The organism is Deltaproteobacteria bacterium (assembly GCA_016875225.1).
Taxonomy (GTDB): Bacteria; Myxococcota_A; UBA9160; order SZUA-336; family SZUA-336; genus VGRW01.
Map to the genome: position 1 here is coordinate 1 of VGRW01000083.1, position 15,083 is coordinate 15,083.

Sequence of the window (15,083 nt, forward strand, 5' to 3'; positions counted from 1 at the left end):
CCCCGGCCGGCGCGCCGGGTTTCGCCGCAGCCGGAGCGCTCTCGGTCGCGGGTCCGGGCAGGATCGGTCTTCCGGATCGGTCCAGCGGCACGCGCACGCGCGGCGACTCGACCTCGAGCGCGCGCAGCACGACCTTCCCCGCGAGCAGCGGCAGGATCGCGACGCGAAGCCGCAGCTCCGCGATCTCGGCAAACGGGCGGTCGGCCGGCTTGGGACCGGCGATGCGGATCTCGCTCGCACGAAGCGCCGGAAGCGGGAACAGCGCGAGCGAGATCCCGCCGACCGTGGTCTCCCTGCCGAGCGCCGCGCTGACCTGCGCCTGCAAGGGCTCGCGGAGCTTTTCGGCGTCGAGGAGGTAGAGCGCGACACCGGAGAGGATCACGACGAGCGCCGCGAGCGCGGCGGCGGCGACGAGGACGCGCCTCAACTCGCGAATTCCTCCGGGGCGAGCTGGTGGTGGCTCGTCCGGCGCTGGAAGGCGTCGCCCGCGCGCAGCACCGTCGCCTCGTCGAGCGGCCGTCCGATCAGCTGCAGCCCGACCGGAAGCCCCGGGCCGGTGAGACCGCACGGAATCGAGAGCGCCGGCAGACCCGCGAGGTTCGCCGTCACGGTGTAGACGTCGGCCAGATACATCTGCAGCGGATCGTCGATCCGCTCGCCGAGCGGCCAGGCCGGCCCGGGCGTCGTCGGCGTCGCGATCAGATCGCAGCTTGCGAACGCGCGCTCGAAGTCGCGGCGGATCAGCGTCCGCACCTGCTGCGCCTTGCGGTAGTACGCGTCGTAGTAGCCGGCCGACAGCACGTAGGTGCCGAGCAGGATGCGCCGCTTGACCTCGGCGCCGAAGCCTTCGGATCGCGTCTTCTCGTACATCTCGTCCAGCGTCTCGCTCTCGGCGCGGAACCCGTACTTGACGCCGTCGTAGCGCGACAGGTTCGAGGACGCCTCGGCGGTGCAGATCAGGTAGTAGGTGGCGATGCCGAAGGCGCAGTTGGGAAGATCGACCTCGACGGTCTTCGCCCCCAGGCTCTCGAAGCCGCGCAGCGCCTCGCGCCCGCGCGCCATCGTGCCGGGATCGGCGCCCTCGCCGTCGAAAAACCCGCGCGGGATGCCGATGCGCAGCCCGTCGACGTCTCCCGAGAGCGCACCAATCCAGTTCGGCGCGGCCTCCGGGTACGAGGTCGCGTCGAGCGGGTCGTGGCCCGCGATCACGCCGAGCAGCAGCGCCGCGTCGGAGCAGGAGCGCGTGATCGGGCCGATCTGGTCCAGCGAGCTCGCGAAGGCGACCAGCCCGTAGCGCGAGACCCGGCCGTAGGTGGGCTTCAATCCGGTGACGCCGCAGAGCGCCGACGGCTGCCGGATCGAGCCGCCGGTATCGGAGCCGAGCGCGGCGGGCACCAGCCGCGCCGCGACGGCCGCCGCGCTTCCTCCCGACGAGCCGCCGGGAATCCGCGTGAGGTCCCAGGGGTTCTTCGTCTTCTGCCAGGCCGAGTTCTCGGTCGAGCCGCCCATCGCGAACTCGTCCATGTTGGTCGAGCCGATCACGACCAGCCCCGCATCGCGAAGCCGGGCGAGCACGGTCGCCTCGTAGGGCGCGCGGAATCCCGCGAGGATGCGCGAGCCGCAGGTGGTGTCGAACTCCGGCGACGCGAGGATGTCCTTCACCGCGACCGGCAGGCCGTGCAGCCGCGAGCGCGCGTGCCCCGCCGCGCGCGCTTCGTCGGCCGCGCGCGCCTGCGCGAGCGCCGCCTCGCCGCGCACGGCGACGAAGGCGCCGATCCGCGCGTCGAGCCGCTCGATCCGCGAGAGCGCCGCCGCGACGATCTCGCGGCACGAGACGTCGCCGCTGGCCACGTGCAGCGCGAGCTCGCCCAGTCCCGCCTTCCCGAGCTCGTTCACTCCAGCACCTTCGGCACGATCATCGCGCTCTCGTCGTGCTCCGGAGCGTTCCGGACCACCTCGGCGACCGGCAGCACTCGCCGCACCTCGTCGGCGCGCAGCGGCGTCTCGATCTCCAGCACGTGCGTCGTGGGCGCAACGCCGGTCGTGTCGAGCTCGCGAAGCGTCGCCACGTAGTCGAGGATCGCGTCCAGGTCGCGCTGCATCCGCGGCACCTCGTCTTCCCGAAGCCGCAGTCGCGCCAGGCGGGCGACGTAGAGCACCGTCTCGCGGGTGATGTTCATCTCCGAAGCGTAGCCGAGCCCCCGGCTCGAGTCCGCCGCTACGACGGGCCGGGACCCTCGGGACCCGATCCGTTGTCCAGGGGGTCGCGCAGGCGCGTGCGGCCGAGCTTGCCCACGCGCACCCGGTCCCAGGCCGCGCGGCCCGACAGCGCATTGGCGTGGGCGAATTTGATCGCCTGGCCTCGGGCGAAGGCGCGCGTGTCGGCGGGCGGCTCGCTTCGGGCGCGCAGCACCGCCTCGGGCTGCGAGAGTCGGCGCAGGCGGCCTCGGCGCTCGAGCCGTCTGGCGCCGCCGCGCGGGCCGAGCTCGTGGAAGCGCAGATCGATGCGCCGCGCGCGATACGCGCGATCGCGCAGGCGCAGGTCGGCCTCGCCGCGCGGGGTCCGGTCGCTCATGACCTCTTCGCCGCGCGAGCGCAGCGCTTCGCGGTCCGCCGCGTCGGGGACCTCCTCGAGCACGAGCCTTCGCTTCGCGAGCCAGTCGATCCGGTCGCTGAGCGAGTCGGGATCGCGCTCGAGCCCCTCCAGGGTCTCGCGCCACATCTCGAGCACCCGCGTCTTCCAGCCGGAGGGCGGCTCGGGATCGGCCTCGAGCCGTGCGCGCACGAAGCCGAGGATCCGCGCCTGGATCTGGAGCGCGGTCGCGCGCGAGCCGTCGGCCAGCTCGTAGGTCGCCAGTAGCTCGGAGTCGAGATTGATCGCCTGCAGCGCATCGAGCGGCCGCGCGAGCACCGGCCAGCCGTCCGGCGTGCCCGCTTCGATCAGCTCGAGCACCAGCGCCGTCGCGCCGACGCGCAGAACCTGCGCCCACTCCGACATGTTCGCGTCGCCGATCAGAAGATGCAGCCGCCGCCGCGCCCGAAGCGCCGACCAGGGCGAGAAGAACAGATCGCGCATCTCGTACAGCGGCCGCGCGTCGTCGTCGGGGAAGATGCGCGCCAGCGCCTTCAGGAACGGCGGCCGCTGCGCCAGCCTGAACAGCGGACCGCCGTCGAAGCCGAGCGAGCCAGCGCCGGTGTAGAGCGTGCGCGTGACCAGGAACGCGGTCAGGTCGCGGCGGATCGCGAGGAAGTGGAAGCGGTCGTACACCGCGGAGTGCAGGCGCATCAGCGGGTAGATCGGCGCGGCCAGGCTTTGGACGCGCTGCGCGAGCTCGCCCGGGTGCTGCTCTAGATCCCGCGCGATCCGCTCCATCCAGGCGAAGAGCCGCTGGCCCAGAGCCGGGCGCACCAGCCGCAGCAGCGCTCCCGCGCCGAGCAGCAGCGTGCCCGCGCCGAGCACGAAGGCGAGCAGGCCGATTCGCAGCGCGAGAAGCCACGCGACCACCGGCAGCGACACCAGCCAGAGCGCGATCCAGACCGGCACGAAGAGCGCGAGCCGAAGCGCGCCGAGCCGGTCCTCGACCCAGTAGCTCTCGTGGGAGCCGAGCGTGTTTCCCTGACTGTCGACGCTGTTCTTGCCCACGCGCGCCTCGCCGCGAACTCCGGCGAGCGCGAGCTGGCGATTCACGTCGTCGCAGAGCTCCTCGACCCGCTCGTCCTTCGCGCGCTCGTGCGCGAGGAGAGTGAACGGGTCGCGGCACTCGGGGCTGGCCATCTCGACCAGCCCGTTCTCGAAGTCCGCCGCGGTGGCCTCGTAGTGGAAGGTTCCGCCGTTCTCGAGGAAGCGGCCGCCCTTCTCGCGCAGCCAGGTGAAGCCGTGCGGGAGCGTGCGCGTGCGCGCGAGCAGCGCGGCCTCGAAGCGGCGGTACAGCTCCAGATTCGTCGGCCGGGACGGCTCCGAGCCGCGCGGATGGAAGATCAGCGCGTACTCCGTCTCGATCCCGAAGACCCGTTCTCTCATCGCGCGACTGACCCTAGCGCGAAGCGGCGCAGCAACGGAAGCTGTGCCCATGCCGGAGCTCCCCGAGGTCGAGGTCACGCGCCGCAAGCTCGCGCCCTCTCTCGTCGGCAGGCGGATCGCGAAGGTGCACACGACGCGCGCGAGCTACTTCTTCCTCACGCCGCCGGCGCGGCTCGCAAGAGAGCTCCCCGGCGCGAAGCTGGTCGGACTGGAGCGGATCGGGAAGTACCTGCTGGTCGGCCTGGACGACGGGCGGCGGCTGCTTCTGCACCTGGGCATGTCCGGTCAGCTCGTAACCGCAGGCGCAAGCTCGGTCCGTCTGCTCTCCGCCTCGAAGCGCGCGTCGCTCGCACCCGAAGAGCAGACGCGCTTCCGCCCCGACGCTCACACGCACCTTCGCCTCGAGTTCGACGACGGCGGCCCGGAGCTGCTCTTCCGCGACGTGCGCAAGTTCGGAAAGGTCCGGCTGCTGGAGAAGGGGGCCAGCGACCCGCGCCTCGATCGGCTCGGCGTGGACGCGCTGGACGTCACCGGCGCGCGGCTCTTCGAGGCGACACGGGGGCGTCGCGTGGCGGTGAAGAGCGTGCTGCTCGCGCAGGATGTGATCGCGGGCGTCGGCAACATCTACGCCGACGAGGCGCTCTTCGCGGCGGGAATCCGGCCGCGCCGTCCGGCGGGTCGACTCACCCGGATCGAGTGCGACGCGCTCGCGCGCGCGATTCGCAAGGTACTGCTGCGCTCGATCGAGACCGGCGGATCGTCGATCAGCGACTACCTCGCGCCCGATGGCGCGGACGGCGCCTATCAGGACGAGCGCCGCGTCTACGCCCGCGGCGGCGAGCCCTGCCTCGTCTGCGGCACCCCGATCCGGCGCGTCGTGATCTGCGCTCGGAGCAGCCATTACTGCCCACGCTGCCAGCGCTGACGTATGATCCCGCAATTGAAGCTGGTCGTGCACTACGCCGAGGTCGGGCTCAAGGGCCGCAATCGCCCGCGCTTCGAGAAGACGCTCTGTGAGAACCTGGTGCGCGCGCTGGCCCCTCTCGGGCGCGCCCGCGCGCGGCGGCTCTACGGGCGCATCCTGCTCGAGGCGCCGGAAGGGGCGGAGCTCGCGGCGATCGCCGCGCGGCTGGAGCGGGTCTTCGGCGTGGCGTACTTCAGTGTCGCCACGACCTTCGAGCCTACGCGCGAGGCGATCACGGCCGCAGTCGATGCGTACGTCGGGAGCCGCAGCTTCACGAGCTTCGGCGTGCGCGTGCGGCGCATCGACAAGGCGCTGCCGTTCCGCTCGAACGAGCTCGCGGGCGAGCTCGGCGCGCGCATCGCCGGGAAGACGGGCGCGCGCGTGGATCTGACGAGCCCCGAGCTCTGGGTGGACCTGCACCTGCTGCACGGCGAGGCGATCCTGCTGCACGAGCGCATCGCAGGCCCGGGCGGGCTGCCGGTCGGATGCTCGGGTCGCGCGCTCGCGCTGGTCTCGGGCGGGATCGATTCGCCGGTCGCCGCCTGGCTTCTCGCGAAGCGCGGTTGCCAGCTCTCCTTCGTTCACTTCCACAGCGCGCCCTGGACCAGCGACGCGTCGCAGCGGAAGGTGCGCGATGCGCTGACCCACCTGGCCGCCTGGACCGGCCCCGCGGATCTGTTCATGGTTCCGTTCGCGGAGCTGCAGCAGACGATCGTGCGGGACGCGCCCGCCGAGCCGCGCATCGTGCTCTACCGCCGATTCATGGTCCGGATCGCCGAAGCGATCGCCGAGCGCGTGGGGGCGCTGGCGCTGGTGACCGGAGACAGTGTCGGCCAGGTCTCGTCCCAGACTCTGGCGAACCTCGACACGATCAACCGGGCGGCTACCCTGCCGGTGCTCCGACCGCTCGTCGGGAGCGACAAGGGCGAGATCATCGACCTCGCCAAGCGGATCGGGACCTACGAGATCTCGATCGAGCCCGGCGAGGACTGCTGCAGCTTCCTGATGCCGCGGCAGCCCGCCACGTGGACAAGGCCCGGGCCGATCGAAGCGATCGAGCAGGGCCTGGACGTGAAGATGCTCGTCGAGGCGACACTGTCTCGCGTAGACCACGAGAGGATCGAGCCCAGCTGATGACAGACACCGGCGCCGACACGGCGCTCCCCGAAGAGTTGACCGGCTTCGAAACGTTCGCCCCGGAGATCCAGCGGGCGGTGGCCGAGATGGGGTGGCTCTCCCCGATGCCGGTCCAGCGGCGCGTGACCCCGGTCATGCGCCGGCGCAGGGATCTGATCGCGCAGGCGATGACCGGCAGCGGAAAGACCGGCGCCTTCGGTCTGCCCTCGCTCGAGATCATCGATCCGACGCTTCGCGCGCCGCAGGTGCTCGTGCTCGCGCCCACGCGCGAGCTCGCGCTGCAGATCGAGAACGAGATCAAGCAGATGGGCAAGTACCTCCAGCTGGAGACGGTCGCCGTCTATGGCGGCACCGCCTACGGGCCCCAGCTCGAGGCCTTCGGCCGCGGCGCGCAGATCGTCGTCGCGACCCCGGGCCGGCTCCTCGACCACCTCGGCTCCGGAAACCTGAAGCTCGACAAGCTTCGCGTGCTGGTCTTCGACGAGGCCGACGAGCTGCTCTCGCTCGGCTTCTGGCCCGACATGCGGGAGCTGCAGAAGTATCTGCCGAAGCAGCGCGTCACCGGCCTGTTCTCGGCCACGATGCCGCAGCGCGTGGTCTCGCTCGCGCGCGTGTTCCTGACCGAGCCCGAGTTCGTCTCGCTCACCTCGGGGGGAGTGCGCGCGCCCGAGGAGATCGAGCACTGGCATTTCATCGTCGCCGCGAACGAGAAGGAGAAGGCGCTGCTGCGCATCCTTCGCTACGAGGACCCCGACTCCGCGCTGATCTTCTGCAACACGCGCGACGACGTCCGCTTCGTCACGCGCTTCCTGCAGCGCAACGAGATCGACGCCGACATGATCCAGGGCGAGATGACGCAGGCCGCGCGCGAGGCCGTGATGAAGCGGATCAAGGCGGGCGAGCTGCGCGTGCTCGTCGCCACCGACGTCGCGGCGCGCGGCATCGACATCAGCGACCTGTCGCACGTGATCTCGTACACCTCGCCCGTCACGCCCGAGGTCTACACGCACCGCACCGGCCGCACCGGCCGTGCGGGGAAGTCGGGCACCGCGATCTCGCTGGTCTCGGGTCTCGACATCGGGAACTTCCGCTCGCTGCAGAAGGTGAACCGGATCGTGATTCCCGAGCGCAAGCTGCCGACCGAGGCCGAGGTCGCCAGGCGCGAGGCCGAGCGGCTCGGCGTCGACATCGAGCACCACCTTCGCGACATCCCGCTGGCCGACCGGCCCGCGCGCGAGGAGACGCATCTGGCCACCGTCGATGCGCTCGCGGTCACTCCCGAGGGACGGCGTCTGCTCTCGGCCGTTCTCTTCGAGTACCTCGAGCATCGTCACGTGGCGACGCCGGTGCATGAGGAGAAAGTCGAGGCTCCCGTCGAGGAGGATCGCGGGGAGCCGTCGCGCCCGCGCAGGCGCCGCCGCCGCGGTGGCGGCGGAGGCCGCAGCTCGCGCTAGCGTGTCTGTGCTCCGCGCGAGAGCGGCTGCGCTCCTCGTCGGTGCCGTGCTGGCCGGGTGCGCGGTCTTCCGGCCGGTCGATCGCGCGTCCGAGATCGCGCCGGCGCTGGCCGATCTGCGCCGCGCCGGATTCGAGTTCGCCCCCGACGTGCGCTTCGTCCACGATCCGGTCGCGGTCTGCGACGGGATCCGCTGCGCCGATCTGGTCGTCGTCTCGGAGCGGCGCACGATCCGGCTCGCGACGACCGCGTTCGCGAGCCGCTCGAAGCTCTGCGCGAGCCTGCTCGAGATCTGGCCGCGCTACACCATGCCGCGTCGCGCGGACGCGACCGCGCTCGCCCGCTCGGCGTGGCTCGTCGCCAGCGACGGCCCGCGCGCGGGCGTGAGCGACCCCGAGGTTCTCGGCGAGGCGCGCTTCGCCTACCGGCAGCTCTGGAGCCAGGTCTCGCCCGCGGAACGCGCGTCGCTGCCATCGCCCGAGTCGCTCCCGACGCCGGGGCGCTGAGCCCTCCGGAATCCGCCGCTCGGCCCTGGTGTATGCTCGCAGACCCACCGAAAGGAGGCCGCATGAAGAATCGCAGGCTGGGCAGGACAGGACTCACGGTCTCCGAGATCTGCATGGGCACGATGACCTTCGGCAGTCAGGCCGACGAGAAGGAGAGCCACGCGATCCTCGATCGCGCCGACGCTGCCGGCGTCGACTTCTACGACGTGGCCGAGATCTACCCGGTGCCGCCCGATCCGCGCTGGGCCGGCAGGAGCGAGGAGATCGTCGGCCGCTGGCTCGCGAAGCGCGGCCGTCGCCACGACGTCTTCATCGCGACCAAGATCGCGGGTCCGAGCGGCGGCTGGTTCCGCGCCGCGGTTCGCGGCGGTCGCACGTCGCTGGACCGGCACAACGTCGAGCAGGCGATCGACGCGAGCCTGACTCGTCTCGGCACCGACTACGTCGATCTCTACCAGACCCACTGGCCCGACCCGGATCTCCCCGCCGAAGCGGTGATGGAGGCGCTCGACCGCGCCGTGCAGGCGGGAAAGGTCCGCTACGTCGGCTGCAGCAACGAGAGCGCCTACGGGCTGACCAAGAGTCTCTGGGCGTCCGACCGCGCGGGCCTGGTCCGCTACGAGACGATCCAGAACAACTTCTCGCTCCTGAACCGCCGCTTCGAGGACGAGCTCGCCAACGTCTGCCGGCGCGAGAAGCTCGGCCTGCTCGCGTACAGCCCGCTCGCGGGCGGCGTGCTCTCGGGGAAGTACGCCGGCGGCGCGTTTCCCGACGGCGCGCGCTTCTCGGCCTACCGCAAGGACGCCGTGCGCGGCGCGGTCATGACGCGTCGATTCGTGAACGAGAAGACGCTCGCCTCGACAGAGCGCTTCGCGAAGATCGCGGCCGACGCGGGAATGCCGCTCGTTACGCTCGCGATTGCCTGGACGCTCGCGCACGACTTCGTCGGCGCGACGATCCTCGGCGCGACCCGCGTCGATCAGCTCGAGGACTCGCTCAAGGCCGCGGACGTGACGCTCTCCGCCGACGTGCTCGCGGCCTGCGACGCGGTGACCCGCGAGCTGCTGTACCCGATGGGCTGATTCCGGGGCTCGACGCGAGCAGCCGCTCGATCTTCTCCGGTGCGAGGACCGTGTAGATGCGCCGCACGCGGCCGGCGGGATCGAGCTCGCCGATCGTCACGAACGCCGGCGCGAAGCGGTCGGTGATCGGCTCGTCGTAGTAGCCGAGGATCGCCGGCGCGGAGTTCAGCCAGCGCACCTCGACTCGGGGCTGCAACACTTGCAAGCGCGCGATGCCGGCGTGGAAGCGCGCGACCTTGTTCGCGCCCACGACCGCGATCCCGGCCGCCGGGTAACGCCCGTTCGTGTCGGTGAGCGTGACGACGTCGCCGGCGAGCAGCGCTTCCATGGCTGCGACGTCGCGCGCGCCGAGCGCCTGCATGAAGCGGCCCATCACCTCGAGCGTGCGCTCGCCGAGATCGCGCGTCGGCGGCTGTCTGCCTGTGTCGTAGCCGGTCATCGCGCTTCGGGCGCGGTGGTGGATGACCCGGACGTTCCCCTCCGAGAGATCGAGCGCTCGTGCGGTCTCCGCGCCCGTGTACTCCAGCACGTCGCGGAGCAGCAACACCGCGCGCTGTACGGGCGTGAGCGCCTCGAGCGCGAGCAGGAACGCGAACGAGACGCTCTCGAGCAGCTCGTAGCGCCCGCTCGTCGACGCCGGTTCGTGCGCGGGCTCGACCAGCAGATCGTCCTCGATCGGCTCGGGAAGCCACGGTCCGCGGTACGCGCGGCGCTTGCGCCGGCGCAGCTCGTCGCGAGACAGGTTCATCGCCACACGCACCAGCCACGGGCGCCACGGATCCTGCGAGCGCGCCGGCGGCGTCTGCAGCGCGCGCTCGAAGGTCTGCTGCACAAGGTCGTCCGCGTCCGCCGCGCTGCCGGTCATGCGGTAGCAGAGCCCGAACAGGAAGCGGCGATTCTCGTCGAAGACCCGCGCCAGCTCCGCGCCGCGCGCGACCGTTCCGCCCGCCCCCTCGCTCATGCGGCCACGCCGAGGCCGCGCGCGGCGACCGCGAGAGACGCGGCCTCGCGGGCGCTGGCGAAGCTCGCGTCGGCGAGCATGCCGCTCGGCCCGACCCAGTCTCCGGCGAGAAACAGATTCGCGATCCCGCCCACCGCGACGGGAGTCCGGCCCGCGAGGCCTCCGCGCGACGCCTGCGGCAGGTCGTGCACGACGACCAGCTCGCGCATCACGCGCCGGACCCGAGCAAGCTTGCGCCAGCCCGGCTGGACCAGGTCGAGCATCGCGTCGAAGCCGGCCTCGAGCTCCTCGCGCGCTGGCGACTCGCCGGGGGCGAGGTAGCGCGCGGCCTGGATCAGCGCGCGCCCGTCGGGCGCGAGGCGGGCCGAGCTCGAGTGCACCGAGAAATAGGTCGGGGCATCGATTCCCAGCGCGAAGCTTCGACTGGGCTCGGGCAGCCGCTCGAGCCCGAGGTCCAGACACGCCGCGCGGACCGGCACGCAAGCCCGCTCGGCCGCGCAGAGGAGCGGATTGCTCCCGTCGTCCACGACCGCGCTCGCCTCGGCCGGCCCGAGCGCGAGGATCACCGCGTCGAAGTCGACGCGCTCGCCGTCGCCGAGCCGAAGCGCGCGAACCCGCCCGTCGTGCTCGACTCCCTCCACGCGCGCCCCGCAGCGAAGCTCGACTCCCGCTCCCCGCGCGCGGCGCTCGAGCGCGTCCACCAGGCTCTGCCAGCCGCCGTCCAGATAGCGCACCCCCGCGCCGGTCCCGAGCGCGAGCTGCGAGATCGCGGCGCCGGCGGAGAGCAGCTCGGGCGCGTTCGCGTAGCCGGTCAGGCGCACGACGGCCTCGACCACCTGGCGCGTGCCGGCGTGGCGCAGCTCGCCGTGCAGGTACTCCGCGAGCGTGACACCGTCGAGTGACGCGGTGTCGATGCGCGGCACGGCCCCGAGAAGCCGCGCGAGCTCGAGCTTCTCGGGGAGCCGCAGCAGCCCGGTCGAGAGCAGCGAGACGAATCCGCCGGGAAGCGCGTGCAGGCGCCCGCCGCGGATCGCGAGCGCTCCGCTGGTCGGAGCGCTCGCGCCCGAGAGCTCGATGCCGAGCTCGCGCAGCGCCGCCTCGGCCGGCCCGCCGCGGTACAGCGCGTGCGGCCCCATGTTGAACAGGAAGCCCTGCTCGTCTCGCGTCCGCGCGCGGCCCCCGGGCTCGGCCATGCGCTCGAAGAGAGTCACCCGCGCGCCGGCGCGCGCGGCGAATGCCGCCGCGGCCAGACCGCCGATACCGCCGCCCACCACCGCCACCGATCCGGTTCGCTCCATCGCGTCTCCTGGCGCGGAATCCCTCCGCTCGAACCTTTCACGCGCGAGCCCGGCGCTTCGTTACACCCCGTCGGACGTCAGGCTGAGGGACGTCAGGCCGAGCCGCGCCGGCAGCTCGAGCATGTCGAAGAACACCTCCGCGCCGGCCGCCTCGAGCTCGCGCGGGTCGGTTCGGGCCGCGAAGCCGAGCACCCGCATCCCCGCCGCGATCCCGGCCTCGACCCCGCGCGGGCTGTCCTCGACCACCGCGCAGGCCCCGGGCGGAGCGCGCAGCGCCGCCGCGGCGTGCAGGAACAGATCGGGCCAGGGCTTGGCCCGGGCCACGTCGGCCGCGCTGAAGATCCGGCCCTCGAAGCGCGGCAGCAGCCCGGTCAGGCCGAGCGTCACCTGCATCTTGTCGCGCCGGCCGCTCGACGCGACGCAGATCGGTGTCGGAATCCGCGCCAGCGCCTCGTGGATTCCCGACACCGGTCGCAGCTCCGCGCGCAGCGCCGCCTCGAGCCGCTCGAAGAAGGCCTCCGTGAAGCCGGGCGGAAGCGCGCGACCGAGCCGGGCTTCGAAGATCTCCACGCACGCGGGCCACGAGTGGCCCATGTAGTCGCGCATCGACGACTCGACCGTGGTCGCGAGCCCGATCGCCGTGAGCTCCTGCGCCAGCACCCGGTTCGAGATCGGCTCGCTGTCGACCAGCACGCCGTCGCAGTCGAAGATCACGAGCTCAGGCGGCGCGGAGCGCTTCGGACTCATGCCTCGGCGGGCTCCGCGACGAGCTTGTATCCGAACGAGCGCACCGAGAGCAGGTGGCGCGGAGTGGAGGGATCCGGCTCGATCAGCTTGCGCAGCCGCAGCACGAAGGTGTCGACCACGCGCGTGCGCGTGTCGGGGTTCAGATCCCAGACCTCCTGCAGGATCTCGCCGCGCGAGACCGCGGTGCCTCGCCGCGACCAGAGCAGGAGCAGGAGCGCCTGCTCCTTGGCCGTGATCGAGATGGTGCGTCCGCCGCGCTCGAGCTCGAAGCGGTCGGGGTGGACCGTGGCGCTGCCGACCACGAACGGCGCGGGCGGCTCGCTGTCTTCGTCCGGGCGCTGGATCCGGCGCAGCAGCGTGCGAGCGCGCGCGAGCAGCACCGGCAGCGAGAACGGCTTGGTCAGGTAGTCGTCGGCGCCGAGGTCGAGCCCGCGCACGATGTCGGCGGCCGCGTCGCGCGCGGTGAGCAGCAGCACGGGGACGCGATTCTCGGCCTTGCGCAGGCGCGAGACGACGTCGAAGCCGGAGATGCCCGGCAGCATCACGTCGAGCAGAACCAGATCGATCGCCGGCGCGCTCACATCGGCGAGCCGCGCGAGCGCGGCTTCTCCGCGCTCCAGGAGCTCGACGCGGTATCCCTCGGCCTCCAGATTGAAGGCCAGGCCGCGTGCGAGGTGCTCCTCGTCCTCAACGACGAGGACGCGTTCGTCCATCGACATTTCCGGGAAGCGTCAGGATGAAGCGGCTGCCCTTGCCCTCGCCCTCGCTCTCGGCGCGCACGCTGCCGCCGTGAGCGCGCGCGACGTTGCGAACGATGTACAGCCCGAGGCCCAGGCCGCGCGCCGCGCGCACCGTCTCCTGCTGCAAGCGCGAGAAGCGCTGGAACACGCGATCGAGCCCGGACGCTGGAATGCCCACGCCCAGGTCCGCGACCTCGATCTCGAGCTTGCGCGCGGACACCGGGCGCACGCGCACGTCCACGCGCACGTCCTCGCCGGCGTAGCGGACCGCGTTGTCGATCAGGTTCCGAAACGCCACTCGAAGCTGCTCCGCGTCGCCCTTCACGCGCGCTCCGGCCGGCACCTCGAGCGTGAGCGCCTTTTCCGCCAGTCCGAAGCGCTCGCGCGCGTCGTCCGCGCAATCGGCGAGCAGCCGCGCGATCTCGACCGGCTCGCGCGAGCCGCGCTTGGGCTCGGTTCGCGCCGCGCTCAGGATCTGGTCGATCGTGCGCTGCAGCCGGTCCAGGTCGTCGGCCATGATCTCCAGGAACTCGCTCCGGCGCGACTCGGGCAGCGAGTGGCCGCGGAGCGTGTCGAGATACAGCCGGAGCGACGCCAGCGGCGTGTGCAGCTCGTGCGTCACCGCGTCCATGAAGTTCTGCTGCCGCTGGTTCAAGCGGATCTCGCGCACCAGCCAGACGGCCTGGAGGATCAGCACGGTGATGATCAGCGTGAAGAAGATCGAGCCCAGGATCAGCAGCGACCAGTGGACCGCGGTGAATCCCTCGGCGAAGGCCTCGAACTCGCGCACGACCAGGATCTGCCAGCCGATCGTCAACACGACCGTGATCACGACGATGGCGACGGTGAGCGTGATCGGGATCGAGACTCGCGGGGCGGCGCGCATCGGCTGCGGATTGTACGCGCCTGCCGGGGCCTGTGTAAGATGCGCCGATGCGGGGGAGGTTGGGCTCACGGATCGGCGCGCTCGCGCTCGCGGCGCTGCTCGCCGCGCCCGCGCGCGCGGAGCTCGATGCCGAGGACGTCGAGATCCGCGTGCTGCTCGCCGAGCAGCAGGCCGAGATGGAGACGCTGCTCGCCGACTGGGTGGACCGGAACACCGGAACCTGGAACACGGCCGGGCTCGAGGCGTTCGCGCCGCTCGTGGCCGAGCAGCTCACCGCGCTCGGCTTCGAGGTCTCGGTCGAGCCGGGCGTGCCGCTCGAGTACCCGGGCCGGAAGGACGCGCGCACCGGGCCGCTGATCGTGGCGCAGCGCAAGGCGCAGATCGCGCCGGAGCGGGCGCGTCACTTCCTGCTCGTGGGCCACGCCGACAGCGTCTTCGAGCCGGACGCGGCGTTCCAGAAATTCTCGCCCGACCCGCTGCGCCCGCGCCGCGCGCTCGGCCCGGGCGTGATCGACATGAAGGGCGGTCTGGTCGTGATGCTCTACGCGCTCCGCGCGCTCGCGGGGAGCGGCGACCTGGCGCGCGCGGACTACACGGTGCTCGTGAACTCCGACGAGGAGATCGGCTCGCTCGGCTCGCGCCCCCGGATCGAGGCCGAGGCGAAGCGCGCGCAGATCGGCTTCGTCTTCGAGCCCTCGCCCGAGAACGGCGAGATGGCGCGCTCGCGGAGCGGCGTCGGCCAGTTCCAGCTCTCGGTCGAAGGCGTCGCCTCGCACGTCGCCACGTCGCAGCGCGACGGGCGCAGCGCGATCGTCGCGCTGGCCCGCAAGGTGATCAATATCGAGTCGCTCACCGACTACGAGCGCGGGGTGATCCTGAACGTCGGCACGATCTCCGGCGGCACCAAGCGCAACATCGTTCCCGCGCACGCCGAGGCCTGGATCGACCTGCGCTACGACGAGCTCGCACAGGGCCAGGAAGTGCAGCGCGAGCTCGAGCGGGGGCGCGGGAACCAGCGCCTCGCTCTGGGGCATGCTGCACCGGCCGCCGAAGCCCGAGACGCCCGAGGTCGCGAGGCTCCTCGCCGCTCACCGCCGGGTCTCGGTCGCGCTGCGCTACCCGGCGCCCGAGCCCGTGCACTCCGCCGGCGTCACCGACGGCTCGATCATGGCCGAGGTCGGCCTTCCCACGCTCGATTCGATGGGCGCGCGTGGCGGCGGTGCCCACACGGACGCGGAGTACATCGAGCTTCCCAGCCTGTCCGAGCGCGCGACGCTCGCGGCGCCCG

15 protein-coding genes are annotated in these 15,083 nt (G+C 72.0%); 6 read left to right on the forward strand and 9 right to left on the reverse strand.

Going from position 1 to position 15,083, the window contains the following annotated elements; genetic code table 11:
* From FJ108_15430 to FJ108_15445, 4 genes are all read right to left on the reverse strand, one after another.
* On the reverse strand, positions 1-568 hold a 568-nt coding region (locus FJ108_15430; GenBank protein ID MBM4337274.1), incomplete at its 3' end, for an AsmA family protein.
* Complete coding sequence (gene gatA, locus FJ108_15435; protein MBM4337275.1) at positions 424-1,896, reverse strand: Asp-tRNA(Asn)/Glu-tRNA(Gln) amidotransferase subunit GatA; 1,473 nt, start codon at positions 1,894-1,896, stop codon at positions 424-426. The genes FJ108_15430 and gatA, both read right to left, overlap by 145 nt.
* A complete protein-coding gene (gatC, locus tag FJ108_15440) occupies positions 1,893-2,180 on the reverse strand; it encodes an Asp-tRNA(Asn)/Glu-tRNA(Gln) amidotransferase subunit GatC (GenBank protein ID MBM4337276.1) in 288 nt (95 codons plus the stop codon). The genes gatA and gatC overlap by 4 nt, the downstream gene beginning before the upstream one ends.
* A 38-nt stretch (positions 2,181-2,218) precedes the next feature.
* Positions 2,219-4,072 (reverse strand): hypothetical protein, encoded by a 1,854-nt coding sequence (locus tag FJ108_15445; GenBank protein ID MBM4337277.1) that lies wholly within the window; start codon positions 4,070-4,072, stop codon positions 2,219-2,221.
* Between FJ108_15445 and mutM the strand changes: the two genes are divergently transcribed.
* From mutM to FJ108_15470, 5 genes are all read left to right on the forward strand, one after another.
* A complete protein-coding gene (gene mutM / locus FJ108_15450) occupies positions 4,071-4,946 on the forward strand; it encodes a bifunctional DNA-formamidopyrimidine glycosylase/DNA-(apurinic or apyrimidinic site) lyase (protein ID MBM4337278.1) in 876 nt (291 codons plus the stop codon). The two genes, FJ108_15445 and mutM, sit on opposite strands and share 2 nt — an antisense overlap.
* A 3-nt stretch (positions 4,947-4,949) precedes the next feature.
* Positions 4,950-6,119, forward strand: a complete 1,170-nt coding sequence (gene thiI, locus FJ108_15455; GenBank protein ID MBM4337279.1) for a tRNA 4-thiouridine(8) synthase ThiI — start codon at positions 4,950-4,952, stop codon at positions 6,117-6,119.
* On the forward strand, positions 6,119-7,576 hold the full coding sequence (locus tag FJ108_15460) for a DEAD/DEAH box helicase (GenBank protein MBM4337280.1): 1,458 nt from the start codon (positions 6,119-6,121) through the stop codon (positions 7,574-7,576). Before thiI ends, FJ108_15460 begins: the two co-directional genes overlap by 1 nt.
* A gap of 46 nt (positions 7,577-7,622) precedes the next feature.
* Positions 7,623-8,081 carry a hypothetical protein gene (locus tag FJ108_15465; protein ID MBM4337281.1) on the forward strand — a complete coding sequence of 153 codons (459 nt, stop codon included), beginning with the start codon at positions 7,623-7,625 and terminating at the stop codon, positions 8,079-8,081.
* A gap of 62 nt (positions 8,082-8,143) precedes the next feature.
* The gene (locus FJ108_15470; GenBank protein MBM4337282.1) at positions 8,144-9,163 is read left to right on the forward strand and encodes an aldo/keto reductase; all 1,020 of its coding nucleotides are present in this window, start codon (positions 8,144-8,146) and stop codon (positions 9,161-9,163) included.
* Here the strand turns inward: FJ108_15470 and FJ108_15475 are convergent.
* From FJ108_15475 to FJ108_15495, 5 genes are read right to left on the reverse strand one after another with little or no spacing between them, the layout of a single operon-like run.
* On the reverse strand, positions 9,078-10,124 hold the full coding sequence (locus FJ108_15475; GenBank protein ID MBM4337283.1) for a sigma-70 family RNA polymerase sigma factor: 1,047 nt from the start codon (positions 10,122-10,124) through the stop codon (positions 9,078-9,080). The genes FJ108_15470 and FJ108_15475 overlap by 86 nt on opposite strands.
* Entirely contained in the window at positions 10,121-11,422 is a 1,302-nt protein-coding gene (locus tag FJ108_15480; protein MBM4337284.1) for an FAD-dependent oxidoreductase, read from the reverse strand. The genes FJ108_15475 and FJ108_15480 overlap by 4 nt, the downstream gene beginning before the upstream one ends.
* A gap of 60 nt (positions 11,423-11,482) precedes the next feature.
* A complete protein-coding gene (locus FJ108_15485) occupies positions 11,483-12,169 on the reverse strand; it encodes an HAD family hydrolase (GenBank protein MBM4337285.1) in 687 nt (228 codons plus the stop codon).
* Positions 12,166-12,888 (reverse strand): response regulator transcription factor, encoded by a 723-nt coding sequence (locus FJ108_15490; protein ID MBM4337286.1) that lies wholly within the window; start codon positions 12,886-12,888, stop codon positions 12,166-12,168. Before FJ108_15490 ends, FJ108_15485 begins: the two co-directional genes overlap by 4 nt.
* Positions 12,857-13,795, reverse strand: a complete 939-nt coding sequence (locus tag FJ108_15495) for a sensor histidine kinase (protein ID MBM4337287.1) — start codon at positions 13,793-13,795, stop codon at positions 12,857-12,859. Before FJ108_15495 ends, FJ108_15490 begins: the two co-directional genes overlap by 32 nt.
* A 47-nt stretch (positions 13,796-13,842) precedes the next feature.
* On the opposite strand from FJ108_15495, the gene FJ108_15500 reads away from it, so the two are divergent.
* Positions 13,843-15,083: M20 family metallopeptidase (locus tag FJ108_15500; protein ID MBM4337288.1), on the forward strand; the 1,241-nt coding region annotated here is incomplete at its 3' end.